Genomic DNA, 26,347 nt, shown 5'->3' with positions numbered 1-26,347 from the left:
CATTTGTTTTCAGTATATCATACTGTCTAACAAATGGGGTGCAGTTCAACAGATGCTTTTCTGTTCAGCGGGATTTTTGAGATACACGGCAAAAATGCGTTGCTGTGCTTCTTTATTCTTCTGCTTTGGCAGCCTGTGCCTTGGCAGCGTTCTCTTTTTTCCGTTTTTTGTCCTTATGCTCATTCCAGCCGACATACAGCGGACCGGCAATGCACACGGAGGAATAACAGCCGGAAATAACACCAATCATCATCGGCAGTGCAAGTGTTGTGACGCTGGCCAGCTGATAATAGGCAGCGACCACGCACAGGCATGCGATAACCATTACCGTGCACAGTGCCGTGAAGATGGAGCGCGTCAACGTTTGGTTAATGCTGAGGTCCACTAGTTCGCCAATCGGCGTCTTAGCCGGCATTTCGCTGCGATTTTCACGGATACGATCGTAGACAATAATCGTATCATTCAGTGAGTAACCGAGAATCAGCAGCACAACGGCGATAAAGTTGCCGTTAATCGGCATCTGGAAGAAAATAAAGGTGAAGTACACCATACATACATCGTGCAGCAGCGCAATGATGGCCATAACACCGGCTGATGTACCACCAATCTTTTTAAACCGAATGGTAATGTACAGCAGCAACAGCGCCATGGTAATGGCAACCGCCACCAAACATTTGACAAAGAATTTTTGTCCCATGGAGGGGTTAATGGAACTGGACTCTACCAAAGCAAACTTACTGTTTGTAAATTTGCTTTGCAGGTTCTTTGCAATCTGCTGCTGCATCTCTACGGAAATCGCCTTTGTGCCGGCAAGCTCAATGGTGATATTGTTGGTTGTTCCGGTACCGGAAGAATCCTTTACATTCTTATTCAGCAGAACGGAAGCGTCCTGCTTGACCGTATCCTTTACAACCTTCTCCACCGCCGCCTGCTGCGCCGCGCCTGAAGTATCCGTGTAGGAATACTTCAGCTGTGTACCGCCGCGGAACTCAATGTCCAGCTGGGCACCAAAAATGCAGTTGCAGATAATACCCAGCAGGATAACGCCGATGGAAATGCCGTAATAAATCCGGCGGTTTTTACTGAAATGAATCTTAAACTGCTTCATGCATCGCACCTCCGTAAAGCCACTTTTTGCGCAGGGGTTTGAATGCGGAAAGCGACCGTGTCATTGCGCGGCTGGTATACACGCCGAAGATGAAGTTGCCGATATTGCCAATCAGCAGCGTATAGCCGAAGGAGTAAATGGAACCGGTGGTGCTGGCGCCAAACAAACCAGACAAAATATTCGTCGGTCCAAACACCAGCATAAGTATGACAGCGACCAGAATGGTGGTAATGTTGCCATCGAAAATAGCCCAGAAGCTGTTTTTGTCGCCGGCGGTAATGGCGCCGTCCAGCGACTTGCCAGCGTACAGCTCCTCCTTAATACGGGTTGCCGTAATGATGTTGGCATCCACGCCCATGCCGATGGAAAGAATCATACCGGCAATACCGGGCAGTGTCATGGTAAAGCTCTTCATAAATGGGAAGAAGCCGGACACCGCGGCAAAGCATAGTGCCATCTGGCCGCACAAGGAAATGACGGCCACAAAACCGGGCAGACGGAATACCAGAATCATAAACAGAGCCACCAGCAGGAAACCGATAACGCCTGCCAGTGCCATCGCATACAGCGAAGAGGTACCCAGTGTTGGGCTGATGCTGCTGAAGCTGTTGACCGTCAGCTTAAAGGGAAGCGCACCGGAGTTAATCTGATTTGCCAGCTTAGTGGCGCTTTCCGAAGTGAAGTTGCCGGAAATCTCCGCCTTGCCGCCGGTAATACCGGTTGCGCCGAACTTGGCCTTGTCCACAGAAGCGGAAGAAATCATGGTATCGTCCATCCAGATAGACAAAGTGCTTTCTTCATTAGCGACCTTTTTGGTCGCGTCCGCAAATTTTTTGGCGCCGTCGCTGGTAAGCTCCAGCTCCACCACATAGGAGGACTGGCCGGAAGTGGAGTCCTGTGTCACGCCCGCCCGGGCGGACTTGACATCACTGCCTTTTAGGAAGATGTTTTTTGCAGTCGTTCCTTTCGGCGTTGTGTAAACCGCCTTGCCGTCACTGCCGGTTGCGGTATTTGTGTACTCACTACCCTCACGGAAAGTCAAAACCGAAGTAGCGGAAAGTTCTTTTAGTGCCGATTCCGGGTCAAAGTTCTTTTCTTCGCTCTGCCATGGGAATCGGGTAATGATGCGGTTTTGACTGTAGTCGGCGTACAGTTCATAGTCCGTAATGTTGTTCTGCACCATACGTGTTTCAATAACGGATTTTGCAGAATCCATCTGGTCCTTCGTCACCGCTTTTCCGTTGGACTCAGGGGCGAAAGTTGCTTCTACACCGCCCCGTATGTCAATACCCCATCTGATATCCCCAACGCCCTTAACGTAGGTCGTTTTGGTATCGCCTTTGTACGAATAAACGCCCGAAATGGAAACGAACGTAAAGGCCAAGATGAGGATTGCGACGATGAAAAAAATGGGTTTTCGTGCTCGCTTCATGCGCAAGTCCTCCAATTTGCTTTTTTTCTGCGAAAAAGCCAGTTTCACAGACGTAGCAAATTTATTATAGTAATTTTATATGGGAAAGTCAACGTTTTCAGTATAAAATACCCATCTACAAAAGGGGCCGCTCCAGCGGAGCGGCCCGAAAATGAGGAGAAAGAAAAATTTCAGGATTCCAGCAGCTTTTCACAAACCGCCATTTGTGCACACAAGCAGAACAGCTTTGCCGCCTGTTTGACTTCTTCCAGCGGCGGATAAGTAGGTGCCACACGAATATTGCTGTCCTGTGGGTCCTTGTGGTACGGGAACGTTGCGCCCGCACCGGTCAGGGTGACGCCCGCCTCTTTGCACAGTGCCACCGTGCGCTTTGCGCAGCCGGGCGTGACATCCACACTAATAAAGTAGCCGCCGTTCGGTTTTGTCCACGCGGCAACGCCCTTGCCCGCAAGCTCCTGCTCAAAAATCTGTTCGACTGCCTCGAACTTCGGCGCAATAATCGCACGCTGGCGGCACATCTGTGCCGGAATGCCGCCAACCTTCTTTAAGAAAAGCAGATGCCGCAGTTGGTTCAGCTTATCTGGACCAATCGTCTGATATTTATAGTGTTTCCGAAAGACCTGCAGGTTGTTGTCACTGGCGCCCATGGCTGCTACGCCCGCGCCGGGGAATGTAATTTTGCTGGTGGATGCAAAGAAGACAGGCAAGTCAGGATTGCCGGCCTTTTGGCACTCGTCCCATAGGTTCAGCAGATGATCCGGCGTATCGGTCAGGTCATGCACACAGTAGGCATTGTCCCAGAAAATACGGAAGTCCGGCGCCGCCGGCTTTAAAGCGGCAAAGCGGCGTACGGTTTCATCTGAATAAGTAATGCCCGTTGGGTTGGAATACTTCGGCACACACCAAATACCCTTGATGTCAGGGTCCGAGAAAACCAACTTTTCCACAACATCCATGTCCGGCCCGGTCGGCAGCATAGGAACTGTAATCAGTTCAAAGCCGAAATATTCGGTTACGCCGAAGTGACGGTCATATCCCGGAGAGGGGCAAAGGAACTTCCGGTGTTCCTCTAGGCACCACGGCTTACCGCCGGGCAGGCCATGCGTCATGCAGCAGGAAATCGCGTCGAACATCATGTTCAGGCTGGAGTTCCCGCCGACAATCACGTTCTCCGCCGGCAGTCCCATCATTTTGCCCAGCATACCGCGCATTTCCGGCAGGCCATCCGCAAGGCCGTAATTTCGGCAGTCGGTGCCGTCCGGCAGCACCACATTGGACCGTGAGGTAATCTGGTCCAGCATATCCAGCGAAAGGTCCAGCTGCTCTGCGCTCGGCTTGCCGCGCGCCATGTTCAGTTTGAGCCCCATCGCCTTACAGGCATCAAACTTCTTTGCAAGCTGTGCCTGCAAAGTCTTCAGTTCTGTTTTTGACAATTTCCCAAATTCCACGCAAAATGCACTCCCTACATTACAAGCTATCGCAAAAGGTACATAAACCTTTCCTATTGTAGCGAAAACGAAATAAAAATGCAAGTCTTAATCCAAATTCCTGCACAACGGTGGGAAAAGTTCGGATGTACAACCGGCAATTTTGGTCATATTGCCTGTCATTTATGCAAATCTTGGCAGCAAAAAGGACCGCCGAAGCGGTCCTTAAAAAGTTTTCCGTTAAAATTCCGCACTGCCGGGTGTACGCGGGAAAGGCAGAACGTCCCGAATATTCTGGATGCCGGTCAAGTACATGATCAGGCGCTCGAAACCAAGGCCGAAGCCGCCGTGGCAGGCACTGCCATACCGGCGCAGGTCCAAATACCACCAATATTCCTTCTCGTTCATACCGAGCTCCTGCATCTTCTCCTGCAGCACGTCCAGCCGTTCTTCACGCTGACTGCCGCCGATGATTTCACCAATGCCCGGCACCAGCAGGTCCACAGCCGCCACTGTCTTGCCATCCGGATTTGCGCGCATATAAAAAGCTTTAATGCCCGCCGGATAATCCGTGACAAAGACCGGACGCTGAAAAACTTTTTCGGTCAGATAGCGCTCGTGTTCAGTCTGCAGATCACAGCCCCACTCTACTTTGTAGTCGAAGTGGTCGTTGTTCTTTTTCAGCAGTTCCACCGCATCGGTGTAGGAAACATGCGCAAAGTCATGGTCCAGTACATTCTGCAGACGGTCCAGCAGACCCTTGTCTACAAATTTATTACAGAAATCAAGGTCCTGCGGGCAGGTATCCATGACATAGCGAATGACATACTTCATCATGGCTTCTGCCAACTGCATGACATCTTCCAAATCGGCAAAAGCAATTTCCGGTTCAATCATCCAAAACTCGGCGGCATGGCGCTGTGTGTAGGATTTTTCCGCACGGAAAGTCGGACCGAACGTATAAACCTGACCAAACGCCATGGCCATGCACTCCGCCTCCAGCTGCCCTGAAACGGTCAGAGAAGCCGGTGTGCCGAAAAAGTCCTTGCTGAAGTCGATTTTGCCGTCCGGTGTGCGCGGCGGGTTGGTCTGGTCCAGTGTTGTGACACGGAACATTTCACCCGCACCCTCTGCGTCACTGGCTGTAATCAGCGGTGTGTTCACATATACAAATCCACGCTCCTGGAAAAAGCGGTGAATGCCATACGCGGCAGCGGAACGCACGCGAAATGCCGCCGAGAACAAATTGGTACGTGGGCGCAAATGCGCAATTGTACGCAGGTACTCTACGCTGTGGCGCTTTTTCTGCAGCGGATACTCCGGTGTGGAGGCACCCTCCAGCCGAACCGATGATGCGTGCACCTCAAAAGGCTGTCGCGCCTGCGGCGTTAAAAGCAGCTGGCCGGTCACACAGACCGCCGAGCCAACATTGAATTTCGCTATTTCCGCAAAGTTGTCCACTTTGTCCGCTTCAAATACAACCTGCAGTCCTTTAAAGCAGCTGCCGTCATTCAGGTCGATAAAACCAAGTGTTTTGCTGTCCCGTACAGAGCGCACCCAACCGCAGACAGTGATGGCCTTGCCGCTGAACGCCTCCGCATTCTGATAGAGTTGTGCTGTTTTTACTCGTTCCAATTTGTGTTTCCTCCTGTACCGGCCAAAAAGGCAGGCATATAAAATCTAGTTTCTACACAAAACAGTTTACCGCAGGCGGCGCTCCGGTGCAAGTTTTCACATAAAAAAAGAAAAAATCTGTTTTTCCACGGAAAAAGTCTTGCATTCTTTAAAATGTATGCTATAATAATTGAGTCGCTGATAAAAAGCAACATTTTTACCACTTGGAGAGGTATTCTAATTGGTAAGGAGCCACATTGGAAATGTGGTGTGCCGCAAGGCATTGTGCGTTCGAGTCGCATCCTCTCCGCCACTCATATCCAAAACCCTATTTTGTTTTTGCCGAACGGAATAGTGGTTTTGGATTTTTTTATTAATAAGAGATAGCAAGAGATAGTATGAGTAAGACCACTCTTTTGAATCACGGTAGCAACCACATCAACTCGCAGGGCTTTTATCTATTTGTTTCGTCTTATTCTATTCATAGTATAATAAAAGCAGGAAAAGCTAAGAAACTTGCGGGTTCCCTAGCTTTTTGTTTGATCAGAGTGTTATTCATTTAAAGTTAATTTACATGTCATAAAGTTGTCAATGAATCAGAGAAACAAAGCTATTCTCTATGCATTTCAACTTATTTTGATTCATTAGATGGATCATACATAATGCCCGTATTTTTAAGGATTTCCTGACGGCACTGGTCTGCGCTCATCTGTTGGCGATAAGCTCCGCCAGTGCAAATGCCACCTGCTCAATTTCTTCTTCTGTCATTGGAATGCCCATTCGTGGAATACGTTCCTTGAGCAAGGTTACTTTTTTGTCCAATTCACGCGCCAGCAGAAAGCCTTTGTCTGTCAGATAAATTTTGCTGTACCGCATTTTTGCAATCAGTTTCTTCTGTGTCAGCACCCCCAGCATTCGAGAGACCGAGGGACCACTGACATTTAAAAACTGTGAAATGCTTGTGGAACAGACATCCCGCTCCAACTTAGCAATCTGATAAATTGCCAGCAGATACCGCAGATGAGTACTGGTCAGTTCTTCCATAAATCAGTTCTCTCCTAAAAAGAAAGCGGGCATAAGCCCGCTTTGGTTATTTTGTGTGACAAGCACCACCGTTTGGACAGTGGTCACAACCGCAGCCACAACCGCCTTTATGATGTTTTTTGTTCCAAACACCTGTGGCGACAATGGCAGCAACCACCGCCACGATGATTAGAATCCCGATTAGTGTAGGAAGATTCATACAAACTCCCTCCTTTGTTCTGTTGTCTTACTTTGCGGCAGCAGCAACAGAACTCATTGTTAAAACGTTATCATTATATTTATTTTTACGTGCAACCATATAAACCAAAAATACTAGGATAGCAATGGCTGCAACTGTACCAACCGAGAACCCTGCGCCAGAGAACAACATCCCAAGCTGATACACAATCAAGGAAATGGCATAGGCAAAGCCGCACATATAACCGATTGCGCCCATGGTCCATTTAGCGGAATTCATTTCACGTTTAATGGCACCCATCGCTGCAAAGCACGGCGCGCACAGCAGGTTAAAAATTAGGAAGCTGTACGCAGAAAGCTGCGTGAAATCGTGAGCTAACGCACCCCAAATGGGCTGGGTGCCATTTTCGACGTCAATGCCACCATACAGAACCCCGAATGTACCCACAACCTCTTCCTTTGCAATCAGGCCCGTGAAGGTAGCAACGGTCGCTTTCCAGGAATCAAAGCCAAGCGGTGCAAAAATAAATGCGATTGCCTGACCGATTAAAGCCAGCAGAGAAGTATTGTTGTCCTCGACCAAGCCGAACTGACCGTTTGTGAAGCCAAAACCCTGCAGGAACCAAAGCACAATGGAGGCTGCAAAAATGACCGTACCGGCACGCTTGATAAAACTCCAGCCGCGCTCCCACATGGCGTGCAAAACGTTTTTGGCACTCGGTACATGGTAGGCAGGCAGTTCCATAACAAATGGTGCCGGGTCGCCCGCGAAGGGCTTTGTCTTTTTCAGCAGAATACCGGAAATGACAACTGCAGCAACACCAATTAAGTACGCGGACATGGCAATGAATGGATTGCCGCCAAACAGTGCGCCAGCGAACAGGCCCACAATTGGCATTTTTGCGCCACACGGAATGAAGGTAGTCGTCATAATGGTCATTTTACGGTCACGGTCATTTTCAATGGTGCGGCTGGACATGATACCCGGCACACCACAGCCGGAAGCAATCAGCATCGGGATAAAGCTTTTTCCGCTTAAACCAAACTTGCGGAAAATGCGGTCCATAATGAATGCAACGCGAGACATATATCCAATATCCTCAAGAATGGCAAGCATTAAGAATAAAATCAGCATTTGCGGAACAAAGCCAAGCACCGCACCAACACCACCAATAATGCCGTCAACAATTAAACTGTTCAACCAATCAGCACAGCCAATGGAGGTAAGCCATCCCTGCACCGCTGGAGGAATGATTGTGCCAAACAGGGTATCATTTGTCCAGTCAGTAACTAGCTTGCCGACGGTACCCATCGAAATGGTATAAACAAGAAGCATGATGCCAAGGAATATCGGAATGCCAAGCACACGGTTCGTAACGATTTTATCGATTTTATCTGAAATGGTTAGGTTACCTTTGACTGGTTTTTTCTTTACCGACTTTTCAATAACGCCTTTTATGTAAGCATATCTTTGGTTTGTAATGATGCTTTCAGAGTCATCGTCCATTTCCGTTTCACAGTCTTTGATGTGCTGTTCCAGATGCTGTTTCAACTCTCCATCAAATTTCATTTCCGCCAGCACTTTTTCGTCACGTTCAAAAACTTTGATGGCGTACCAGCGCAGATTCTGGTCATTTACCATGCTCTGTATCGATTCCTCAATATGTGCAATCGCGTGTTCCACGCTGCCGGTAAAGACGTGCGGTCTTTTGTTGAAATCCGCTTTCTTCAGTGCCAGGAAAGCTGCTTTTTCAGCGGCTTCTTCTCCGCCGCGGCCTTTCAGCGCGCTGATTTCGACTACTTCACACCCAAGCTCCGCGCCAAGCTTATCTGTATCAATGGTGTCGCCCCTTTTCTCCACCAAATCCATCATGTTGACTGCAATCAGCACCGGAATTCCCAGCTCCAGCAGCTGCGTCGTCAGGTACAGGTTGCGCTCAATGTGGTTCCGTCAATGATGTTGAGAATGACATTTGGCTTTTCATTGACCAAGTAAAAACGTGCCACCACTTCTTCCAACGTGTACGGTGAAAGCGAATAGATACCTGGTAAATCCTGAATGACTACATCTTTATGCCCTTTTAGGTGCCCTTCTTTCTTTTCCACTGTTACACCCGGCCAGTTGCCGACATACTGATTGGAGCCTGTCAGGTCATTAAAAAGCGTTGTTTTGCCACAGTTCGGGTTGCCTGCCAGCGCAATTGTAACTGCCATTTACTTTCCTCCTCAAAAATATTTTAGCATAGGCTAGCTTTATTAGCTTTTGCTAACTCGTATCGCTGTTTTTACAATGCTTTACTCGACTTCAATCATCTCTGCGTCTGCTTTCCGTACGGAAAGCTCATAGCCACGCACGTGCAGTTCCATAGGATCACCAAGCGGCGCAACCTTACGAACCGTCAGCTGCGTACCCTTGGTAAGCCCCATGTCCATAATGCGACGTTTTACAGCACCCTCACCATGCAGTTTTTGCACAGTTGCGGATTCTCCTACCTTAACATCTTTTAGTGTTTTCATTTCTCTACCCCCTAAAACTGAATTCGATTTGCCATGGTTTTGTCCAGCGCAATGCGGCTGTCCTTTACCTGTAAAATCAGATTACCGCCAAGCTCATTAACCACCATCACTTCTCCGCCCACCACAAAACCAAGCTCCGCCAAATGCTGACGCACCTCGTCTTTGCCGCCAATCCGGCGGATTGTCACCGGTTCGCCCGGCTTTGCCATGGATAATGGCATCATTATTACCACACCTCCCTATGAAATTAGCGTTAGCTAACTGGAATATCAAAAATAAAGATTAGCGTACACTAACCGTTGAACATCAACAGTTTTCCACCGCTAACTGAAATTGTCAAGACTTTATTGGAATTTTTTAAAAGATTTCGGGTTTATGCTAATTTGAATATAAGCTGCTTTTATAAAGGAAATCTCTTCCTTCCTAAAATTTCTGGCATAGATGTTTTAAATCTACATAAAATCAATTTTTAAAAGTTTGTCGACAAATTCGTCATAGTATGACATATGCAAGAAAACGTCTGTGCTACCTACTGCCATTTGTCTGCGTGTACAACGTGTTACAAAACCGAGTGATCGTTGATTTACACCGTTACTACTCCTTGCTTTATCATTTTCATACGCAAACCCGATCATGACTTAAATTTGGTACTGCATATCCCCTTTCGTACAAGCATAGGATTACACGAAAAGGATGTGACGAAAATGAAGGTTAGTCAAAGTAAAGTGATGTGGATTGTTCTGTATTTTCCATACTTTTTTTATGTATTGGTAACAAATTTGCAACCTCGCATGCACTGAACATCACCGTATCAGACTCTGAATCAGAGATAAAGGATCAGGTCTTTGCAAAAGTCATAAAGCTTGATTCTATCACACCAAATCAAACAGATTCCAGCACCAATGTTGTAAAATTCACGTGTGTTATTACCTCTGGAAAAGGTAAAGGAACTTCTGTCCATGCAACTCAGTACGCTTATAAACACAATGATACAATGCCCCCACAGGTTCATCAAAATGATAAAGTAGTTCTTGGCAAACTATCTGCAGGCAGTTCTACTGAATATGCATTTGAAAATTATGACAGATTGGAACAAATTATTTGGCTATTAATCGCCTTTGTTGGCCTGATTGTTATCTTTGGAGGAAAAAAAGGATTAATGACAATCCTTTCTCTCGCACTAACCTGCCTTGCCATCTTTTTGGTGTTCATTCCATGTATTATGGCTGGATTTAATATTTACTGTTCACCAATTGTAATTTGCATTTATATTATAATCGTTTCATACATACTTACAGGTGGTATTAACAAAAAAAGTTTAGCTTCTATCATTGGTTGCTCCGGTGGTGTTGCATTCTCAGCAACCATTTATATCATCATGGAAAGAATTATGAAATTAACCGGATATTATAATGATCAGACCTCCCGTTTAAAGCAAACATTTATGGAATGTCCATTGGATTTAAAAGCCATCGTTTTCGCAATGGTTACCATTGGTGCCCTAGGCGCAACAATGGATGTTGCGATGTCAATTGCATCTTCACTGGAAGAAATACAAAATAATAAAGCTGGCATGACAAAAATTCAAATAATTCAATCTGGACTTACAATTGGCAAAGATATCATGGGAACGATGACAAACACATTGATTCTTGCGTATATTGGCAGCAGTTTAATCACCGTATTGATTTATGCCGTATCCAATTATCCTATTCTTCAACTACTTAATAAAGAAGAAATTATCGTAGAGATTCTTCAGTCTTTAATTGGAAGTCTCGGTATGCTGTTTACGATTCCATTTACAACCGTAATATCGGCTTACTTATTCAAATCATCTAATGGGAATCACCTAGAAAAAAAGGAACACTTGCAGACACAGTTAAGCACAGATGAAAAGCCAAACAAATCACATATCATTTCCACCATAAAAATAATAAATAAGTAAAATCAGCCTCCCTCTCCAGGGTAACGAAAATCTCAATATTGCATTCATTGAAGATTTCTAACCTTACTGGCTTCTGTTATAAAATCACTACTGAAATTTTAGATATTCAACATTATAAATGGAAATATTACAATATTACAGATTTCAATATTTATATGTATTGTGTAAGTTTTAAAACAAAGTAACCTCTTGGAAATACTTTTCAGAGTCATGTAGATGACAAAACAAAAAGGCTTACCATTTGCAATTTACAAACAGTAAGCCTTTTCAGTAGTTTAATGAGATATTTTCCTAAATTTTGAGTGTCGATTTATTTCTGTGATTGATGCTCTCCGCACTCGTCTGCGTACTCATGTTCATGGCAAATAGAACCAGTAGATTTCAACTCGCCTCGCAGATAACGCACCGCAGCGTCCTTTGCGTCCCCCTCTGCACCAACAATGACTTCAATATTGCGTTCATTAAAGATTTCAACGGCACCACCGCCCATACCACCGGCAATAATGACCTCTACATTCATGTCTCCAAGGAAATTCGGCAAATATCCGGGCTTGTGGCCGGGATTTGGAATGCTTTGTACCTTTGTGATTGAACCGTTTGTGCTTTCGTAGATGTTGAAATTTTCGCAGTGGCCAAAGTGACCTGCTACCATGTTACCCATACTTGCTACAGCGATTTTCATAATACATTCTCCTTAATTAATGTTATTTGTGCCGCGAATTGCGGCTTTAATTTTTATAAAATGGCAGTATGTTGTCCTCTATGCTTCTCTTATGACATGTCCTTGTCATAAATGGAATTGCCATGGGCATAATCATCATAAATCGCCTTGCCTATTTCACCCAATACTCCAGCATTTGAGAATTCGCTTAGTGCCCGCTCCGAAGCCTGCCACGAACCATGTTTTGGCAACGCGTCAGGTCTGTCAAGTATGTTTCTCATCAAAGCTTTCTAAATTCATTAAAGCCATAACATCCCTGCACATGTTTTTCAATGCCTCTCTTGCCGGGCAATCTACGGACGCAAGACTGTGTCCTGCATTAATGGCTACAGATGCACGCTCGTCGTATGGAATACGCCCCACAAAAGGCACTGAATTTTCTATGCAATACTGCTCAATCACATTTGCGTTTTCATGGCAAGTATCATATTTATTGACGCACACTGCAGTCTTTGCTCGGAGTGCGGCCGTTGTTTTCAAAATACGCTTCATATCGTGGATACCAGAAATAGAGGGTTCCGCTACGATGAGGACTAGGTCCACACCACTGACCGAGGCAATTACTGGACATCCGATACCAGGGGAACCGTCTATGACGGCAAGATCGACATCATGCGCAGATTTTGAAAGTGCCATTTTGACTTCAGTCACCAGCTTGCCAGAATTTCCCCTACCCATTTTCAGTTTTGCCGTGGAAAAAACGCGATTATCCCGATATAGCATCTGCTCTCCGGCAATGTCGTTGCTCATTATTACGGCATTTTCTGGACAAACATACTGGCAAACTCCACAGCCCTCACAGGCATACTCACTTATTCTATATTTACCGTTATTGAGTGAAATAGCATCAAAGCGACATTTGGCACGACAGGCTCCGCAGCCAATACATTTTTGTTGATCAATAGATGCTTTTTGAGAACCATAGTAATCCTTACATTCCGGAATTCCAGTTACACCTGTCACCAGATGCAGGTTTGGCGCGTCTACGTCACAATCCGCAAACGCGGCAACATGAAGGAAGTCGATGAAAGCGGCAGTAACGGTAGTTTTCCCCGTACCACCCTTTCCACTAAGAATCAGCAGTTTTTTCATAGCTTAGCCACCTCCCTCACATCAGCAAGAAGAGTGTGAAACTGTGTGGCGATTTCATCGCTGTGCAAAGAGGCAATCTTTCCCTTAGCACTAAGCTCCGCAAGCGTCTTACTGTATGGAATGCGACACAGCACCGGAATACCATTTTGTGCACAAAATTCATCCAACCTATTGAACTCGTTGTCCACCTTGTTAATAACCATTCCGCAGGGTTTATGAAGCAGCTGTACAAGCTCGTAGACCATTTTAAAATTGTGCAATCCAAAAGCTGTTGGCTCTGCAACGATTAAGCAATAGTCAGCATTTTGTACGCTCTCCATAACCGAGCAAGCACTGCCCGGAGGACAGTCAATTACGGTCAACTCGTCCATTTCCCCAACATGGGTAAGTGCAGCTTTGATAATTGGAATACCGGATGCTTCACCCAAATTCATACAACCGGTAACTACGTGAATATCGCCGAATTCTCCGCACTCCACAATACCCACTGACTTTTCCATTTCAGTGATGGCTTTAGCGGGGCATATTAATGCACATCCGCCACAGGAATGACAGACCTCAGAAAACAACAGGGGTTTGTTCTTCACGAAGGCCAGCGCATTGAAGTGACAGAATTCCACACATTTCCGGCAACCGGTACATTTTGAACCACTAAAAGCGGGCAACCGAATGTTAACGGTTTGCGTTGTCACATTCTCCGGCTTAAAAAACAGTCGCCCGTTTGGTTCCTCAACATCGCAGTCGATATAGGTGGATTTACCCGCTACTGCTGCTAGATTCACAGACACAAAGGTTTTGCCCGTACCGCCTTTCCCACTCAGAACTGCTACCTTCATTGGTTTCCATGAAAGCCCGCGTGAAACTGCGTCATGAGCGTAAGCTTTCCCTCCCAAAATGCAGCAAGATTTTCATTTAAGCCGGAGTATTCGGTCTTATAAATTTTCACATTCGCTGCCTTCAGTACATCGGCTGCATTTTGTCCACAACGAACAGTGAGCAGAATATCGGCACCGTTGTCCACCAATAGTTGAGCAGCTTTCAGTCCCGCACCGCCCTGTGCCTCGGTGGCAGTATTAATGATATAGTCCATTTGATTATTGTCAGTATCATAAAGCATAAAATACGGTGCTCTTCCAAAGGAAACACAAACAGATGTTTCCGCTTTATTTTCATCTACAGGAATTGCTATTTTCATGAATTATCTCCTTCCTCCGTTTGTCTACAACCACGACGGCTACGTTGGCAACCGCCACATCTACAATAGGGCTCGTTACCATCACAAAGTTGATATTCGCCACCTCTAATTACAAGTGGCTTGCCCTCTACTAGTAAGACGGATAGCTTCTGTCTGGCATGATTGTAAATCTGCTGTACTGTGGTGCGGGCAATCTTCATATACCCAGCACATTCCTCTTGGGTAAAGTTTTCATGGTCAATGAGACGTATTGTCTCATATTCATCCACTGTCATCACTACCGTATCGTCAGATTGAAAGTTCATTCCAACCGGCACAAACTCAGTGTTACGTGGCATACAGCAAACTTTTCGCCACTTTTTAGGTCTTGGCATTGTCTACCTCCTTGCTAACCAAGGACGAAGAAACATCCTTGTAAACCTCCAGCTTGCCTTACATCTTTGATAATTGTTCTTCAATGATTGTAAGGCTGTTTTGCAACATGGTCTTTCTCGCCAGTAGTTCCTGTTTTGTGTCTTTCACCATCGTACAATAGAAGCCCCTACCACGTTCAAAACTATGGTAGCAGCGCATTCTGCGTCCAAAACCACTTCTTGAGCCAAATCTTATGGGACCTGTTCTATCTATTCCCGGCATATTATTTACCTCCCTTACGTTATTTATGACATATGTTATTTATTAATTTTATATTAGCATAGTAAATGTCATATGTCAATAATAATATTGACATATGACAAAATAATTTTACCTACAGTAACGTAAATAGACGTTATGGCAATTGATAAGTTTTTTCATCTGAAATGAATGTGAGTTGGTGATGCAGTCTACATTTGACTATTCGTTATCCAATCAATTAGATTTAAACGCTCATTTTCTTCAACGATGGCAATTAAAAATTTCTAAAGTTTGAGCATTGCTGGTTTTTCACGTTCATTAACAGTATATAAATTCTTGATTTGCTTTCATATTTCCTTGGTAAGGATGAGGTCACGCGTTCGAATCGCGTTAACAGCTCCATCAGAAAAGCTAGGGAATCTGCGGATTTCCTAGCTTTTCTGTTTTGTAAGTGTGTTAGGCATTTGAAGCCTCTTGGAAAAGTCAAGAACTGTGCAGAGTATGAACACCCCAAAATATCTGATTAAGCAGCTACCCCTCTTGCAGCCTGACGATACATAGCAGGAGGAAGCCCGCCGGGATTGCCAGTATAAATTCGAATACGGTTGTAATATGTCATGATGTACCGGAGCACAATGCTTTGACCTGAGCCATGGACAACTGTTCCGTCTTTATTTTGTAGAGCTTTTCCTTTTTCAACGTGGCGAAAAAGCTTTCCATTCTGGCATTGTCGTAGCAACATCCGGTTCCGTTCATGCTTTGGATAGCACCATGCCGGGCCAAAACGTTTCTGAATGCGGCGCTGGTAAACTGGCTTCCCCGGTCGCTATGGAGGATCATACCGACAGCAGACTGTGATCGACAGGCAGATTCGAATGCTTTAATACACAGACCTTTTTTCATGTTGTCATCCATGGCGAGTCCTACAATCTCACCATTATAGCAATCCAGAACCTGAGCAATATACAGCTTGCCGTCTCGGCATGGAATCTGAGTAATATCGGTCAGTCACTTCCGATTTGGGGCATCAGCAGTAAAATTCCGTACAATCAGGTTGTCGGCTTTCTGCGCATCGGCGTCTGATTCGGTCAAGCTGCCGGAATGGCGCGGCGAAGTTTTAATAAGACCGCCTTTTTTCATAGCGCGCCGTACTGTGCTTTTACTCACAGAGATACCGTTTTGCTTTAGCACGAGTCGAATGCGATTCACTCCATAGTTGTCGTTATTTGGATGTCGTGTATAAACCTGTTTGATTTTGACCAAAAGCAGTTGCCATGGTCTCGGTTCGCAGACATGAAAAAGACTTTGGTAGTACCCGGACTCACTTACTTTGAGTACGCGGCACATCGCATGAACACTGAATTTTGTCCTGCGCAACGTGATATATTCATAAAGCCGTTCCGCTTTTACTCCTTCCGGTCTTTTGCGAAAAAGCCGAGTGCATCTTTGAGAATCTCATTAGCTTTGCGCAATTCAGCATTTTCTTTCATCAGCCTGCGCTCATTCTCGTTCAGCGGCGAATCCCGCTGCCAACAAAAGCATGATCACCATATGCCTTACGCTTCTGCCGCCATTCCGACAACGTGTAATATGCCACTCCCAGTTGCGCAGCCGCCTGTTTGATTCCAACCCCGTCCGAGAGTTTAACCGCTTCTTCCTTAAATTCCTTGTCGTATTTCCCCATTTTCAGATCGATACTTGTTTTGTAGAGTTCAGAAAAGAAATCCCACGTCTTAGTAAGCAGTCTCTGCTTTTCCGCCCAGACATTTCGCTTAGAAGACCAGGCCTTATATACCTCAACCCGCTCTGGGTCATCGGTGAAAAATTCCTTAAAAGTTTGATTCTCTTTATTGATGCGCTCTTGATCCGCTTCTGAGAGTTCTTCTTGAGCCTGTATCTGGTCACGAGAATGGAGAACGAATTCTTTTGTTTTAGCTTTGTAACAATAATCATTTCAGCCCTGATCCAGCCATTCTTCAAACCTGAGATCAGGTTCGGGACAGCTCTGAAATTCAGGCTTATGCACAGGCAGCAGAGTATTGGGACCAGTCTCTGAGTCCTCTTCTGCATAATCCCGATAATAAACTTTAATGTTCTCGGAATCATCAGGAAGATCGTTAATGGAATACCACCATGGATAATCAGATACCCGGAGCACTATCTTCTGCTTCAACTTATTTATTTCTTCAATGAATTTGAAGAGAGAAACAACTTTTTCCTGTTTGGTAAGTTCTTGCTTAATCTTACCGGTTGTATTCTTATCCACCAAGATTACACCTTCATTTTTACCATTCCGCTTCTTATTTTGGGCGTTGATACGACTTCAATGGTATTGCCCATTTTATAATACAATCGGCATTGTTAGATAAAGTATGTGATGTTCGCAAAAGTAAATAGACAAGCCATCAGAACTCCTGCAAAATGGGGATCTGAGCCATTGAGCCTTTCTTGATTTGATAGAGAGAAAGGCTTACTTTAAAATGTATCCATGGATCGTCACGTTTTGCAGTTTCTTATCATACAGGTACACGATCAGTTGCTGTCACGCAGCGGTAAAATATCGTTCTGCAAAATATCCAACAGCTTTTTTTCATATTCTGATGATACTTGAATTTTGAAATATCCATATGGTTCTTTTCTTTAAACTCGGCATAATTGGCCAGCTCTTTCAGTTTGAATTGACCCCAAAAAGTTAGACAATATTTTAAATCAAGCAACCGAAAGGGCTTGTTGCCTATGTAAAGCGGGCGGCAAGCCCTTAAGTTTTGCTTTGATACGGCGGTTGTTGTAGTAATCCAGATAGTTTACGAGTTCGTCCTTGAACTGGTCGATTGAGTCGAATTCCTGCAAATACAGCAGTTCACTTTTAAGCAAGCCAAAGAAATTTTCCATTACAGCGTTATCAAGGCAGTTCCCTTTGCGGCTCATGCTTTGTTGAATTCCTTTCTCGGCAAGCACTTTTCGATACCGCTTGTGTTGGTACTGCCAGCCTTGATCGGAGTGGAGAATAAGTTGTGTACCATCGGGAATTTTCTCAAATGCTTTGTCCAGCATTTCCGTTACCATCGACAAAACCGGCCTGTCCGAAATGGTGTAGCTGACAATATCCCTGCTGCACAAATCCAGAATCGGTGACAAATACACTTTCTGCCCGAACAGGCTAAATTCGGTCACATCGGTTACCCATTTCTGATTTGGTGTCGTTGCTTCAAAGTCCCGTTTCAGCAGATTTGGAGCAATTTTACCCACCTCACCCTTGTAAGAACGATATTTCTTTATTCTCACTCGGCATACGAGTCCAAGCTGCTTCATTAACCTCTGGACGGTTTTGTGATTGATGCAGTATCCTCTACTGTGCAGAACATCTGTGGTACGGCGATAACCATAGCGCCCCTTGTTTTCATGGTAGATTTCAGTGATCTGTTCTTTGATTTCGCTGTATTTATCCGGTTGCATTCTACGCTTGGCATAGTAGTAATAGGTTGATCGCGGCAAACCGGATACTTCAATTAGTAGTGAAATCTTGTGTTTATGCCTTAGTTCCCAGATCACTTGCGCCTTTTGTCGCGGCGTTCCTCTTCCAAAACCAAGGCATTCAATTTTTTTAAGTAATCTACCTCTGCACGCAACCGTTGGTTTTCTGCAATCAAATCTTCTTCTACCTTTTTGTTCAGCTTTGGGTTGCGTTCTTTCTGAGTGCCGCTTGCAGCACTGGCTCGACCACGGCGTTCCACATATAGCCCTTCTGGTCCTTCTTCCAGATAAATTCGTTCCCATTGAGCAACGCTTTTATGGTCAGACACGTGAAACTGCCGTGCTGCTTCACTGTAACTGAGTTTCTCTGTTTGCATAGCTTCTACAACCTGCTGTTTGAATTCTCCTGTGTATCGTTTCTTTGCTTTACCTTTTGGCATAAAAACACCCCATTTGTTTTCAGTATATCATACTGTCTAACAAATGGGGTGCAGTTCACTTCTCTTTCCTCTTTGGCCGATGTAAGCTGCTGTGCCAAGGCAAGCAAATCCATCATGTGCTCATAAGATTCGCTGTCCATTGCAATTAAATCATCACAGCCATTCAGGGTAACACAAATAGGTTTATGCGTTTTGTGGCAGTATTCGCTTATTTTCTGGTAACTGTTACGCAGTTCTCTTGACGGTAAGGATTTCATATATGCACCCCCGTATGCTTATTTTGCCACTATTGTATTCCTATATGTCTATTATGTCAATACAAGCATTTAACAAAAAAGATTATACACTCCCCAAAACAAATCCGAAAAATCGTTTATTGCATTTCGCAGGTCGCGGTAAATTGTGTGCCTGTCAACCATAACTGTACTGGTTTTGCTGCTGATCCTGCCAAACTCTGTCTGATACAATTTAATGATGTCCGGCATTTTAATCCGTGGAATCGTAAAGTAATACGCTTTCAGCACATTGTATTTTCTCTCTGATGTACTTTTTCCAATATAGGCACACTCGGCACCGTAAGTTTCAAGAAGTTTTTCAAGCTGCACAACAATAGAATTCCGAAGTGCAGGATCACAGTCAATTTTTGCAATTACTCTTGAAATGTCGTCTGCACTGCCTGTTTTGTTTAGGACAGATAAGCACTGCCGGTCATTTTCAAACTCAGCCGAATTGATTGTTGATATTGACTTCCATTCTGCGTATTTTTCAAGGCATTTTTTTATGAACTGCTTCCTATATGCAATATTCTTTTCAATGTTGGCACGACGTTGTTCTTTACGTTTCTGTTCGACTTTCTGCATGACTGCATCAACAAAATCTGCAAGTTCCTTCACCGATTCCGGATCATCCGGATTGATGACAATCTGCCGATTCTCCATTTCTTCACTCATAGCTTATTCACCTCATATATTTTAATTATAGACCTGTTTCTAAAAAAAACGCCCCTTTTTACGGGGGCGGCAATTAAAAACATTCATTTTTCACCTCAAAGCGACGGACTTAATGAATCAGCTTGTATGAGAAGGTTATTGCCGGGCTGTATATTTTCCTTTTCAGCTGATTTTTGTACAGGTTTTAATGTTATCACATGACAGTCTTTTTCCGGAAATGACTTTCTTATCGAATCAACTAATCCCTGTGAATTTGGCATTGATGATTCAATTTCAACTTCTTGAATCTCAGGACTCCCCATAATGACATTCACAATTTTTGACTCCTGCCTGCTGATACTGTCTGCAGGTTCGTTTTCACCGGGTTTTCCTACTGCAAGGAAATCTGCATTTTTCGCCATTTTTTCATACTGGCTCATTGCACGCATAGCTGTAACCGGTGTGTTCGTAACGAACAAGGTATGAGCATCATTTTTAACCATCCATCCCGCACTTTCATCACTGTTCTTCAACCAGCCAGTATAGCCGGAAAGTGTAGAATATTTTTTTGCTGCAACGGTATTTCCATTCAAATCATGCTGAATAAAAATTGCATGATGTACTTTATCCTCATACAACCGATTTTCTTTTATGCACCTAGTAATCACATGATCCGACACACCAAACTGTTTCAAAAATTTCCGTATATGTGTGTCCGAACCTGCATTAGGCTGATAGGTTTCATTGGCAAGGGATTGGATAATATTTTGGATCTTCTCCTCGCCGAAACCATCCGCCGTATCACTATCTACGCCTTGGGTTGACGCTCCATTGTTCGCGTACAGATTCTTGTACGCAGCATAGTACAGGTCTTTGCGAAGCATATAGCGGTATAGCCGCGTAAACACTTCGTCCTTGTTTTTGCTTGAATTCTTTCTGATATTCTCCAAAATCTCCATTGTTGGTAGCATTTCTGCCATTTGAGGTTTTCCTCCCTAATTTCTTTCAATTTTGGCTCGCCGTAACTGCCGCCCCTCGCCATGTGGCTGGCTTTCCCAACCTCGGACTACTATGGCGGCTCCGTTGCCATATCGGATATTCAACGTCATCTCTCTAAACTTTCGTCTTGAGATTTTTCGCCTTGCGGCATTACGCATAGACTTTTCAGTCGTTCCGACTTAGGCAATCCCCAGTTAGCACAGTGAGTTGGTATTGCGGGTTATCGGATAGGCTTTCGTTTCTTTACTACGGGTTCTCCCGCGTGTTACACGAGTTATTGACAACCAATCGTACCAAAAATTTATACGATTGTACTCGTGTCAGAGGTTTCAGGCACTTTCCTCCGTCAAAAACAAAACTGAAACTCGAAACTTGCCTTCAACAAACACAGTTTTATCCTTATATCCGCTTAGCATTGCGGTTCAGTCGCACCCGATTGCCTTTGGGTGACTTACCGCTTTCCTGCCGTGCTATGTTCCCGTGTCGGCTTTCGCCTTTCGGTTAGGCAGGTTGCTTCACGCGCTGTCTTGCGTGGTTTGACCTTAACTTCTCACTGCACCGCGTCTGGGCGCACTTTTTGCTTGTTTTCAATTATTGACCAACTGTAGGCATCAAAAGTATCTTTTGTAACATAGCGGAATATTTTCACCTTTTTGTTCTCATTTCCCTGCCGCAGAATACGTCCTTCCCGCTGCTGCAGATCCGCCGGCCGCCATAGTCCTCTCCGCCACGAAAAGCCGCAGGTTTTTGACCTGCGGCTTTTTTGTTGTATTTGCATATGTTTTATTGTTGGCCGGTCTGCCGCAGGGTATACAGGTCTTCCCTTCGGGCTGAAAGCAGCGGCAGCTGGCGGCGGACCGTCTCTTCCCCAGCAAAGTCAATCTCGTACAACAGCATTTCCTCCCCGCTGCCGGCACGGGCCAGCACATCGCCCCACGGTGAACAGAGAATGGAATTGCCGTAAGAAACGTACGGAGCCATTTCGTCCCGTGCAGGTGCCGCACCGGCCGTAAACAGCTGATTGTCCACGGCACGCTGACGAAACAGCAGCTCCCAATGCGCCGGGCCGGTCGTCATATTGAAGGCAGCGGGAACAATCAGCAGACGGGCACCCTGCCGCTGCATGAGGCCCGCCAGTTCCGGAAAACGAAAGTCAAAGCAGATACACACACCGATTTTTCCATACGCGGTATCAAACACGGTTATCTCGCTGCCGGGAGAAAAGGTATCGGACTCCCGAAAAGATTGCCCACCCTCCACAGCAATATCAAACAGGTGCAGCTTTCGGTGGCACGCGGCCTGCCTGCCGTCCGGCTGAAAAATAAAGCAGCTGTTGTACAGGCAACCGTCTGCTTCTCCCGGAAAACTGCCGCCCACCAGCCACAGGTGGTTTTGGGATGCCATGCGGGATAGTGTCTGCCAGATGAGGTCACCTTTTTTCTCCGCTGCTCGGACAAACGACTTGTTTTCGTATGGACAGACAAACATCTCTGGCAGCACAGCCATCTGTGCGCCGCTTTGGGCCGCCTGCTCTACCATGGCCGCCGCATGGTTTAAGTTCTTCTGTTTATCCTGCTGGACTATCATCTGTATCAGTGCCAGTTTCATTTCACTGTTCCTCCTTCTGCATAGATACTACATAGATATGAAAGTGCGCCCTTTATGCTGGCAAAAAGGGGTTAAAAAGCCGAAGATTCTTCTTGCCCCGCCGCAAAAGAATTGGTATAATCTAGCTATAGAGGAAAACCAGAAAAAGCACCGGTACACAGCAGGGTTTACAATCTTTTACATGATTTTTCTGAATCCCCATACGGATTATTATATAATATAGATAGCAGACACGCAAAACATTGTTTAAGGGCAGGCGATACAGAAATGAACAAACGCAAATATCCGAAAGCAGCGGCGGTGATTGATATTGGTTCCAGTGAGCTGCGGCTGCGTATCGCCCAGCTGTGCAAAGGGAAAATCTGCGAACTGGACCGGCTTGCCTACCCGCTGGCATTGGGCCACGAGGTTTTCACCAAAGGAAAAATCAGCTTTGAATGTTTCCGGGAAATGAGTCATGCACTGGCAGGTTTTACCTCCCTGATGAAAGAATATGGCATTACGCAGTACCGGGCAGTGGCCACCACGGCACTGCGAGAAGCGGAAAACCGCGGCTTTGTGCTGGACCAGCTGAAAGTACAGAATAATCTGCACGTAGACGTTCTGGAAGCAGACGAGGAAAAGACGCTGATTTATTCGGAGATTCTCACGGCACTGCAGAACGCCGGCGTCATGCAGCCGGGCTGTTCCCTGTTTGCCTTTATCGGCTCCGGCACCATCGGCACCGCTGTGTATGACGGCAGCGCCATGGTCTACTCCCAGAACCTGCCTATAGGTGCACTGAAACTGCACGATATGCTGGGCAGCGTACAGGAACAGGCGGAAGATTTCAGTACGGTGGTGGAAGAATATCTGAGGTCTATCTTTGTCTACCAAAACATGGCGCAGTTTGACCTGCACAATATTATTCTGACCGGCAATGACATGAAGCTGATTGCCAAACTCTGCGGTGTAGAAGAAAAGAAAGGCATTTTCATCATTCCCGTTCAAAAAATAAAGGCACTGTACGCACATGTACGCACCCTTCGCCCGGACAGAATCGCACAGGAGTTCGGCGTAACAGAGAACTCCGCCGAAATTTTATATTCTGCGCTGGCAATCTATATGCAGCTCATTCGCGGTGCCACGGCACAGCAGGTGTTTTCCCCGAAGGTCAGTCTGTGGGACGCATTGATGCGGCAGCTGCTGCAGGCAAAAAGCCGGACCGAATACACCGCCTATGTGCGTACCAACGCTATCTCCTGTGCCAGCCGCATTGCGGACAAATACCGCTGCAGCCGTGCCCATGCGGACGCCGTCCGTCAAATTGCCTGCACGATGTTTGACCGCCTGAAGCCCCTGCACGGTCTGGGAAAAGAACAGCGGCTGGAACTGGAGCTTGCCGCTATTCTGCATGAGTGCGGCCACTATGTTTCGGTCAAGGACCATTTGGAGGCAAGCTTTGACATTATTCGCCAAACTGATATCTACGGCATCACCAGCCGCGGTCTTTTGCGGACAGCATATGTGGCCTGCTACAACGAATATTCTGTACCTGATTTTCGTAAAGTGGAGTACATTTCCATGCCGGAATCCGAACGCACAGTCATTGCCAAACTGGTAGCGATTTTCCGCCTTGCCAACGCGCTGGATACTTCCCATAAGCAAAAAATACATTCTATTAAAGTGCGGTTGATGGATGACCAAATGATCGTGACCGCCGAAACCAACCAGAACATCTACCTGGAAAACTGGGCTTTCGAGCAGTGCTCCGTTTTCTTTAAAGAAGTGTTCGGCCTTTCTCCAGTACTGAAAATTAAGCAAACCCTTATTTAACCTTATAAAAGCAAACAAACGGAGGAACCAAAAATGAACGACAAATCCGCCGTAAAAACAGAATCCCAGCCAATGCCCTACTACAACCGGGAGTTAAGCTGGATGGACTTTAACGCGCGTGTTCTGGAAGAATGCTTTGAAAAGGAAAACCCCATAATGGAACGCGTACGTTTTCTGTCCATTACCGCCAGCAACCTGGATGAATTCTTCATGGTGCGTGTGGCCGGTGTCCTGGACCAAATCAACAGCAAATATCACAATCCGGACCCCAGTGGCCTGACGCCGAAGGAACTGTACCGTACGCTTTCCGAAAAAATACACACCTTCACTGACAAGCAGTATTCCTGCCTGCACCGCTCTATTCTGCCGGCCCTTAAGAAAGAGGGCATTCGCTTCCTTTCCCCCGAAGAAATGGACTCAGACCAGCTGGAGTACATTTCAGAGTATTTTCATAAAATTCTGTTTCCGGTGCTTACGCCGCTGGCAGTGGACCGCAGTCGCCCATTCCCGTTTCTCTCCAACAAAAGCCTGAACATTGCGGTGCGACTGGCGGGAAAAGAAGGCGAAGAGGACTGCTTTGCCGTTGTGCAGGTGCCGTCCATTCTTCCCCGCTATCTGGAGCTGCCCGGCAAAGAGGGACGCTGCTTTGTCCTGCTGGAAAATGCCATCATGCATGGCATGGAGCACCTGTTTGAGGCACGGGACATTCGGGCGTGCTGTCCGTTCCGCATTACACGTGACAGCGACCTCGACATTGATGAGGAATCTGACGACCTGCTGATGGAAGTACAGAAATCCATTAAGAAGCGCAAACGCGGTGCACCCGTCCGGTTGGAACTGCTGCAGAAGTGTGACCCCGCCATTCGGGATTTTCTGCTGGAAATGTTGGACGTGGACAAACACAGCATCTACGAACTGCCCGGCCCGCTGGACCTCACGTTTTTCTCTAAATTTGCAAACCTGCCCGGCTGTGAAAACCTGTGCTTCAAACCCATTGTGCCGGTCTATCCGCCGACGGATTTCTGGGGCTATACCGATATTTTTGAAGCCATTCGGGACAAGGACCGCATGGTCCATCACCCATATGAAAGCTTTGATATTGTGGTAAACTTTATCCGTGCGGCCGCCGAAGATGAAAACGTACTGGCCATTAAGCAGACGCTGTACCGTGTCAGCGGCCATTCCCCTATTATTGCGGCACTCATCAAGGCCGCCGAAAACGGCAAACAGGTAACCGTTCTGGTGGAACTGAAAGCCCGCTTTGACGAGGAAAACAACATCAACTGGGCAAAAAAGCTGGAAAAGGCCGGCTGCCATGTCATTTACGGCTTGGCAGGACTGAAAACGCACTGTAAAATCGCGCTGGTCGTCCGCCGTGAGGAAGACGGCATTCACCGCTACCTGCACATGGGCACCGGCAACTACAATGACAGCACCGCCAAAATTTATACAGATATTGGCTTGTTCACCTGCAAAGAACCTTTCGGCATTGACGCCAGCAGCCTGTTTAATGTGCTGACAGGCTACAGCCGCCCGCCGGAGTACAACAAGTTTCTGGTGGCTCCCCACGGCCTGCGCAGTTTCTTCGAGTACCGCATTCGCTGTGAAACCGAAAACGCCCGCCAGGGCCTGCCCAGCGGCATTACCGCGAAAGTGAATTCTTTGGTGGACCCTGCAATTATCTCCCTGCTGTACAAGGCAAGCCAGGCCGGTGTGCCCGTACAGTTAATTGTGCGGGGCATTTGCTGCCTGATTCCCGGCATTCCCGGCGTCAGTGACAACATTCAGGTCATCAGCATTGTTGGGCAACTGCTGGAGCACAGCCGCATTTTCCGCTTTGAAAATGCGGGTGACCCGAAAATTTATATGGGCAGTGCCGACTGGATGCCCCGTAACCTTGACCGCCGCGTGGAACTGGTCTTCCCCATCGAGGACCCGGATCTCAAACAGCGCAGCTTCGATATTCTGGACCTGATGCTGCACGACAACATCAACGCCCGCCGAATGAAGAGCAATAAGGAATATGAGCACATTGACCGGCGCGGCAAGACTGCCTGCAACTGCCAAATTGCATTCAGTCAGCTGGCACGGCAGGCTGTGCATCGGCTTGCCGAGCAGGACCGCAGCAAGCCCTTCCACCCGCTTTTAAGCCCTGCGAAAACAGATGGCTGAGAAGGCGCATCTCTGTATTTCAC

At 46.3% G+C, this 26,347-nt stretch carries 26 protein-coding genes, 1 tRNA gene and 2 pseudogenes; 4 read left to right on the top strand and 25 right to left on the bottom strand.

The genetic code is table 11. The features are described 5' to 3' along the window. Nucleotides 1–112 precede the first annotated feature (112 nt). From secF to asnS, 4 genes are all read right to left on the bottom strand, one after another. Nucleotides 113–1,108 (bottom strand): protein translocase subunit SecF, encoded by a 996-nt coding sequence (gene secF / locus GJQ69_RS03420; protein ID WP_174192917.1) that lies wholly within the window; start codon nucleotides 1,106–1,108, stop codon nucleotides 113–115. Beyond that, entirely contained in the window at nucleotides 1,095–2,540 is a 1,446-nt protein-coding gene (locus GJQ69_RS03415; protein WP_086036046.1) for a preprotein translocase subunit SecD, read from the bottom strand. Before GJQ69_RS03415 ends, secF begins: the two co-directional genes overlap by 14 nt. A gap of 170 nt (nucleotides 2,541–2,710) precedes the next feature. Beyond that, nucleotides 2,711–3,988: an aspartate aminotransferase type Ic gene (locus GJQ69_RS03410; protein WP_086036047.1), complete on the bottom strand. Its 1,278-nt coding sequence runs from the start codon at nucleotides 3,986–3,988 to the stop codon at nucleotides 2,711–2,713. Between the two features lie 219 nt (nucleotides 3,989–4,207). After that, nucleotides 4,208–5,602: an asparagine--tRNA ligase gene (asnS, locus tag GJQ69_RS03405; RefSeq protein ID WP_086036048.1), complete on the bottom strand. Its 1,395-nt coding sequence runs from the start codon at nucleotides 5,600–5,602 to the stop codon at nucleotides 4,208–4,210. A 205-nt stretch (nucleotides 5,603–5,807) separates the two neighbouring features. Between asnS and GJQ69_RS03400 the strand changes: the two genes are divergently transcribed. After that, nucleotides 5,808–5,894, top strand: a tRNA-Ser gene (locus GJQ69_RS03400). A gap of 392 nt (nucleotides 5,895–6,286) precedes the next feature. Here the strand turns inward: GJQ69_RS03400 and GJQ69_RS03395 are convergent. The 5 genes and pseudogenes from GJQ69_RS03395 to GJQ69_RS03375 all read right to left on the bottom strand — a co-directional run bounded on the left by GJQ69_RS03395 (nucleotide 6,287) and on the right by GJQ69_RS03375 (nucleotide 9,543). Next, nucleotides 6,287–6,625: a metal-dependent transcriptional regulator gene (locus tag GJQ69_RS03395; protein ID WP_086036049.1), complete on the bottom strand. Its 339-nt coding sequence runs from the start codon at nucleotides 6,623–6,625 to the stop codon at nucleotides 6,287–6,289. A gap of 46 nt (nucleotides 6,626–6,671) precedes the next feature. Next, a complete protein-coding gene (locus GJQ69_RS03390) occupies nucleotides 6,672–6,824 on the bottom strand; it encodes a FeoB-associated Cys-rich membrane protein (RefSeq protein ID WP_174192915.1) in 153 nt (50 codons plus the stop codon). Nucleotides 6,825–6,851: 27 nt separating this feature from the next. Next, a pseudogene (feoB, locus tag GJQ69_RS03385) lies at nucleotides 6,852–9,016 on the bottom strand (ferrous iron transport protein B). Between the two features lie 81 nt (nucleotides 9,017–9,097). Then, complete coding sequence (locus tag GJQ69_RS03380; RefSeq protein ID WP_086036052.1) at nucleotides 9,098–9,319, bottom strand: FeoA family protein; 222 nt, start codon at nucleotides 9,317–9,319, stop codon at nucleotides 9,098–9,100. 11 nt (nucleotides 9,320–9,330) lie between these two features. Continuing rightward, the gene (locus GJQ69_RS03375) at nucleotides 9,331–9,543 is read right to left on the bottom strand and encodes a FeoA family protein (protein ID WP_086036053.1); all 213 of its coding nucleotides are present in this window, start codon (nucleotides 9,541–9,543) and stop codon (nucleotides 9,331–9,333) included. A gap of 506 nt (nucleotides 9,544–10,049) precedes the next feature. Between GJQ69_RS03375 and GJQ69_RS03370 the strand changes: the two genes are divergently transcribed. Next, nucleotides 10,050–11,264 (top strand): YibE/F family protein, encoded by a 1,215-nt coding sequence (locus tag GJQ69_RS03370; RefSeq protein WP_174192913.1) that lies wholly within the window; start codon nucleotides 10,050–10,052, stop codon nucleotides 11,262–11,264. Between the two features lie 310 nt (nucleotides 11,265–11,574). On the opposite strand, the gene GJQ69_RS03365 is transcribed toward GJQ69_RS03370, so the two are convergent. From GJQ69_RS03365 to GJQ69_RS03290, 16 genes and pseudogenes are all read right to left on the bottom strand, one after another. Continuing rightward, the gene (locus tag GJQ69_RS03365) at nucleotides 11,575–11,949 is read right to left on the bottom strand and encodes a NifB/NifX family molybdenum-iron cluster-binding protein (RefSeq protein ID WP_086036055.1); all 375 of its coding nucleotides are present in this window, start codon (nucleotides 11,947–11,949) and stop codon (nucleotides 11,575–11,577) included. Nucleotides 11,950–12,189: 240 nt separating this feature from the next. Continuing rightward, the gene (locus tag GJQ69_RS03360) at nucleotides 12,190–13,077 is read right to left on the bottom strand and encodes an ATP-binding protein (protein ID WP_086036056.1); all 888 of its coding nucleotides are present in this window, start codon (nucleotides 13,075–13,077) and stop codon (nucleotides 12,190–12,192) included. Next, on the bottom strand, nucleotides 13,074–13,913 hold the full coding sequence (locus GJQ69_RS03355; protein ID WP_086036057.1) for a nucleotide-binding protein: 840 nt from the start codon (nucleotides 13,911–13,913) through the stop codon (nucleotides 13,074–13,076). The genes GJQ69_RS03360 and GJQ69_RS03355 overlap by 4 nt, the downstream gene beginning before the upstream one ends. Then, complete coding sequence (locus GJQ69_RS03350; protein ID WP_086036058.1) at nucleotides 13,910–14,272, bottom strand: NifB/NifX family molybdenum-iron cluster-binding protein; 363 nt, start codon at nucleotides 14,270–14,272, stop codon at nucleotides 13,910–13,912. The genes GJQ69_RS03355 and GJQ69_RS03350 overlap by 4 nt, the downstream gene beginning before the upstream one ends. Beyond that, nucleotides 14,269–14,646 (bottom strand): DUF134 domain-containing protein, encoded by a 378-nt coding sequence (locus GJQ69_RS03345; protein WP_086036059.1) that lies wholly within the window; start codon nucleotides 14,644–14,646, stop codon nucleotides 14,269–14,271. Before GJQ69_RS03345 ends, GJQ69_RS03350 begins: the two co-directional genes overlap by 4 nt. Before the next feature lie 58 nt (nucleotides 14,647–14,704). Further along, nucleotides 14,705–14,908: a DUF5320 domain-containing protein gene (locus GJQ69_RS03340; protein WP_086036060.1), complete on the bottom strand. Its 204-nt coding sequence runs from the start codon at nucleotides 14,906–14,908 to the stop codon at nucleotides 14,705–14,707. A gap of 594 nt (nucleotides 14,909–15,502) precedes the next feature. Next, nucleotides 15,503–15,838 (bottom strand): DDE-type integrase/transposase/recombinase, encoded by a 336-nt coding sequence (locus GJQ69_RS03335; protein WP_236849744.1) that lies wholly within the window; start codon nucleotides 15,836–15,838, stop codon nucleotides 15,503–15,505. Between the two features lie 57 nt (nucleotides 15,839–15,895). Beyond that, a complete protein-coding gene (locus tag GJQ69_RS03330) occupies nucleotides 15,896–16,234 on the bottom strand; it encodes an IS3 family transposase (RefSeq protein ID WP_157659010.1) in 339 nt (112 codons plus the stop codon). A gap of 59 nt (nucleotides 16,235–16,293) precedes the next feature. Then, nucleotides 16,294–16,571 (bottom strand): annotated as a pseudogene (locus GJQ69_RS03325) (transposase). Nucleotides 16,572–16,841: 270 nt separating this feature from the next. Next, complete coding sequence (locus tag GJQ69_RS03320; RefSeq protein ID WP_086036062.1) at nucleotides 16,842–17,156, bottom strand: hypothetical protein; 315 nt, start codon at nucleotides 17,154–17,156, stop codon at nucleotides 16,842–16,844. Nucleotides 17,157–17,596: 440 nt separating this feature from the next. Further along, a complete protein-coding gene (locus GJQ69_RS03315) occupies nucleotides 17,597–18,487 on the bottom strand; it encodes an IS3 family transposase (RefSeq protein ID WP_236849743.1) in 891 nt (296 codons plus the stop codon). Further along, a complete protein-coding gene (locus GJQ69_RS03310; RefSeq protein WP_086035182.1) occupies nucleotides 18,436–18,801 on the bottom strand; it encodes a helix-turn-helix domain-containing protein in 366 nt (121 codons plus the stop codon). The genes GJQ69_RS03315 and GJQ69_RS03310 overlap by 52 nt, the downstream gene beginning before the upstream one ends. Next, entirely contained in the window at nucleotides 18,744–19,058 is a 315-nt protein-coding gene (locus GJQ69_RS03305; RefSeq protein ID WP_086036063.1) for a type II toxin-antitoxin system Phd/YefM family antitoxin, read from the bottom strand. Before GJQ69_RS03305 ends, GJQ69_RS03310 begins: the two co-directional genes overlap by 58 nt. A gap of 69 nt (nucleotides 19,059–19,127) precedes the next feature. Continuing rightward, the gene (locus tag GJQ69_RS03300; protein ID WP_157658958.1) at nucleotides 19,128–19,694 is read right to left on the bottom strand and encodes a hypothetical protein; all 567 of its coding nucleotides are present in this window, start codon (nucleotides 19,692–19,694) and stop codon (nucleotides 19,128–19,130) included. Between the two features lie 152 nt (nucleotides 19,695–19,846). Beyond that, the gene (locus tag GJQ69_RS09915) at nucleotides 19,847–20,710 is read right to left on the bottom strand and encodes a DUF3991 domain-containing protein (RefSeq protein WP_236849729.1); all 864 of its coding nucleotides are present in this window, start codon (nucleotides 20,708–20,710) and stop codon (nucleotides 19,847–19,849) included. An 802-nt stretch (nucleotides 20,711–21,512) separates the two neighbouring features. Then, nucleotides 21,513–22,337, bottom strand: a complete 825-nt coding sequence (locus GJQ69_RS03290; RefSeq protein WP_086036066.1) for a carbon-nitrogen hydrolase family protein — start codon at nucleotides 22,335–22,337, stop codon at nucleotides 21,513–21,515. 267 nt (nucleotides 22,338–22,604) lie between these two features. On the opposite strand from GJQ69_RS03290, the gene GJQ69_RS03285 reads away from it, so the two are divergent. Beyond that, nucleotides 22,605–24,152, top strand: a complete 1,548-nt coding sequence (locus tag GJQ69_RS03285; RefSeq protein WP_086036067.1) for a Ppx/GppA phosphatase family protein — start codon at nucleotides 22,605–22,607, stop codon at nucleotides 24,150–24,152. 33 nt (nucleotides 24,153–24,185) lie between these two features. After that, nucleotides 24,186–26,324, top strand: coding sequence for an RNA degradosome polyphosphate kinase (locus GJQ69_RS03280; protein WP_086036069.1), 2,139 nt, complete (start codon nucleotides 24,186–24,188; stop codon nucleotides 26,322–26,324). Nucleotides 26,325–26,347: the final 23 nt, after the last annotated feature.

This window comes from Caproicibacterium lactatifermentans, from assembly GCF_013315815.1.
Lineage (GTDB): Bacteria > Bacillota > Clostridia > Oscillospirales > Acutalibacteraceae > Caproicibacterium > Caproicibacterium lactatifermentans.
Note: the sequence above shows the minus strand (reverse complement) of the source record. Positions and strands in the feature narration are given on the sequence as shown.

What these genes read in the sequence shown, in the direction of transcription:
- secF (WP_174192917.1), bottom strand. Translation starts at nt 1,108, where the DNA reads ATGAAGCAGTTTAAGATTCATTTCAGTAAAAACCGCCGGATTTATTAC.
- GJQ69_RS03415 (WP_086036046.1), bottom strand. Translation starts at nt 2,540, where the DNA reads ATGAAGCGAGCACGAAAACCCATTTTTTTCATCGTCGCAATCCTCATC.
- GJQ69_RS03395 (WP_086036049.1), bottom strand. Translation starts at nt 6,625, where the DNA reads ATGGAAGAACTGACCAGTACTCATCTGCGGTATCTGCTGGCAATTTAT.
- GJQ69_RS03390 (WP_174192915.1), bottom strand. Translation starts at nt 6,824, where the DNA reads ATGAATCTTCCTACACTAATCGGGATTCTAATCATCGTGGCGGTGGTT.
- GJQ69_RS03380 (WP_086036052.1), bottom strand. Translation starts at nt 9,319, where the DNA reads ATGAAAACACTAAAAGATGTTAAGGTAGGAGAATCCGCAACTGTGCAA.
- GJQ69_RS03375 (WP_086036053.1), bottom strand. Translation starts at nt 9,543, where the DNA reads ATGATGCCATTATCCATGGCAAAGCCGGGCGAACCGGTGACAATCCGC.
- GJQ69_RS03360 (WP_086036056.1), bottom strand. Translation starts at nt 13,077, where the DNA reads ATGAAAAAACTGCTGATTCTTAGTGGAAAGGGTGGTACGGGGAAAACT.
- GJQ69_RS03355 (WP_086036057.1), bottom strand. Translation starts at nt 13,913, where the DNA reads ATGAAGGTAGCAGTTCTGAGTGGGAAAGGCGGTACGGGCAAAACCTTT.
- GJQ69_RS03350 (WP_086036058.1), bottom strand. Translation starts at nt 14,272, where the DNA reads ATGAAAATAGCAATTCCTGTAGATGAAAATAAAGCGGAAACATCTGTT.
- GJQ69_RS03345 (WP_086036059.1), bottom strand. Translation starts at nt 14,646, where the DNA reads ATGCCAAGACCTAAAAAGTGGCGAAAAGTTTGCTGTATGCCACGTAAC.
- GJQ69_RS03340 (WP_086036060.1), bottom strand. Translation starts at nt 14,908, where the DNA reads ATGCCGGGAATAGATAGAACAGGTCCCATAAGATTTGGCTCAAGAAGT.
- GJQ69_RS03330 (WP_157659010.1), bottom strand. Translation starts at nt 16,234, where the DNA reads ATGTGCCGCGTACTCAAAGTAAGTGAGTCCGGGTACTACCAAAGTCTT.
- GJQ69_RS03310 (WP_086035182.1), bottom strand. Translation starts at nt 18,801, where the DNA reads ATGCCAAAAGGTAAAGCAAAGAAACGATACACAGGAGAATTCAAACAG.
- GJQ69_RS03305 (WP_086036063.1), bottom strand. Translation starts at nt 19,058, where the DNA reads ATGAAATCCTTACCGTCAAGAGAACTGCGTAACAGTTACCAGAAAATA.
- GJQ69_RS09915 (WP_236849729.1), bottom strand. Translation starts at nt 20,710, where the DNA reads ATGGCAGAAATGCTACCAACAATGGAGATTTTGGAGAATATCAGAAAG.
- GJQ69_RS03290 (WP_086036066.1), bottom strand. Translation starts at nt 22,337, where the DNA reads ATGAAACTGGCACTGATACAGATGATAGTCCAGCAGGATAAACAGAAG.
- GJQ69_RS03285 (WP_086036067.1), top strand. Translation starts at nt 22,605, where the DNA reads ATGAACAAACGCAAATATCCGAAAGCAGCGGCGGTGATTGATATTGGT.
- GJQ69_RS03280 (WP_086036069.1), top strand. Translation starts at nt 24,186, where the DNA reads ATGAACGACAAATCCGCCGTAAAAACAGAATCCCAGCCAATGCCCTAC.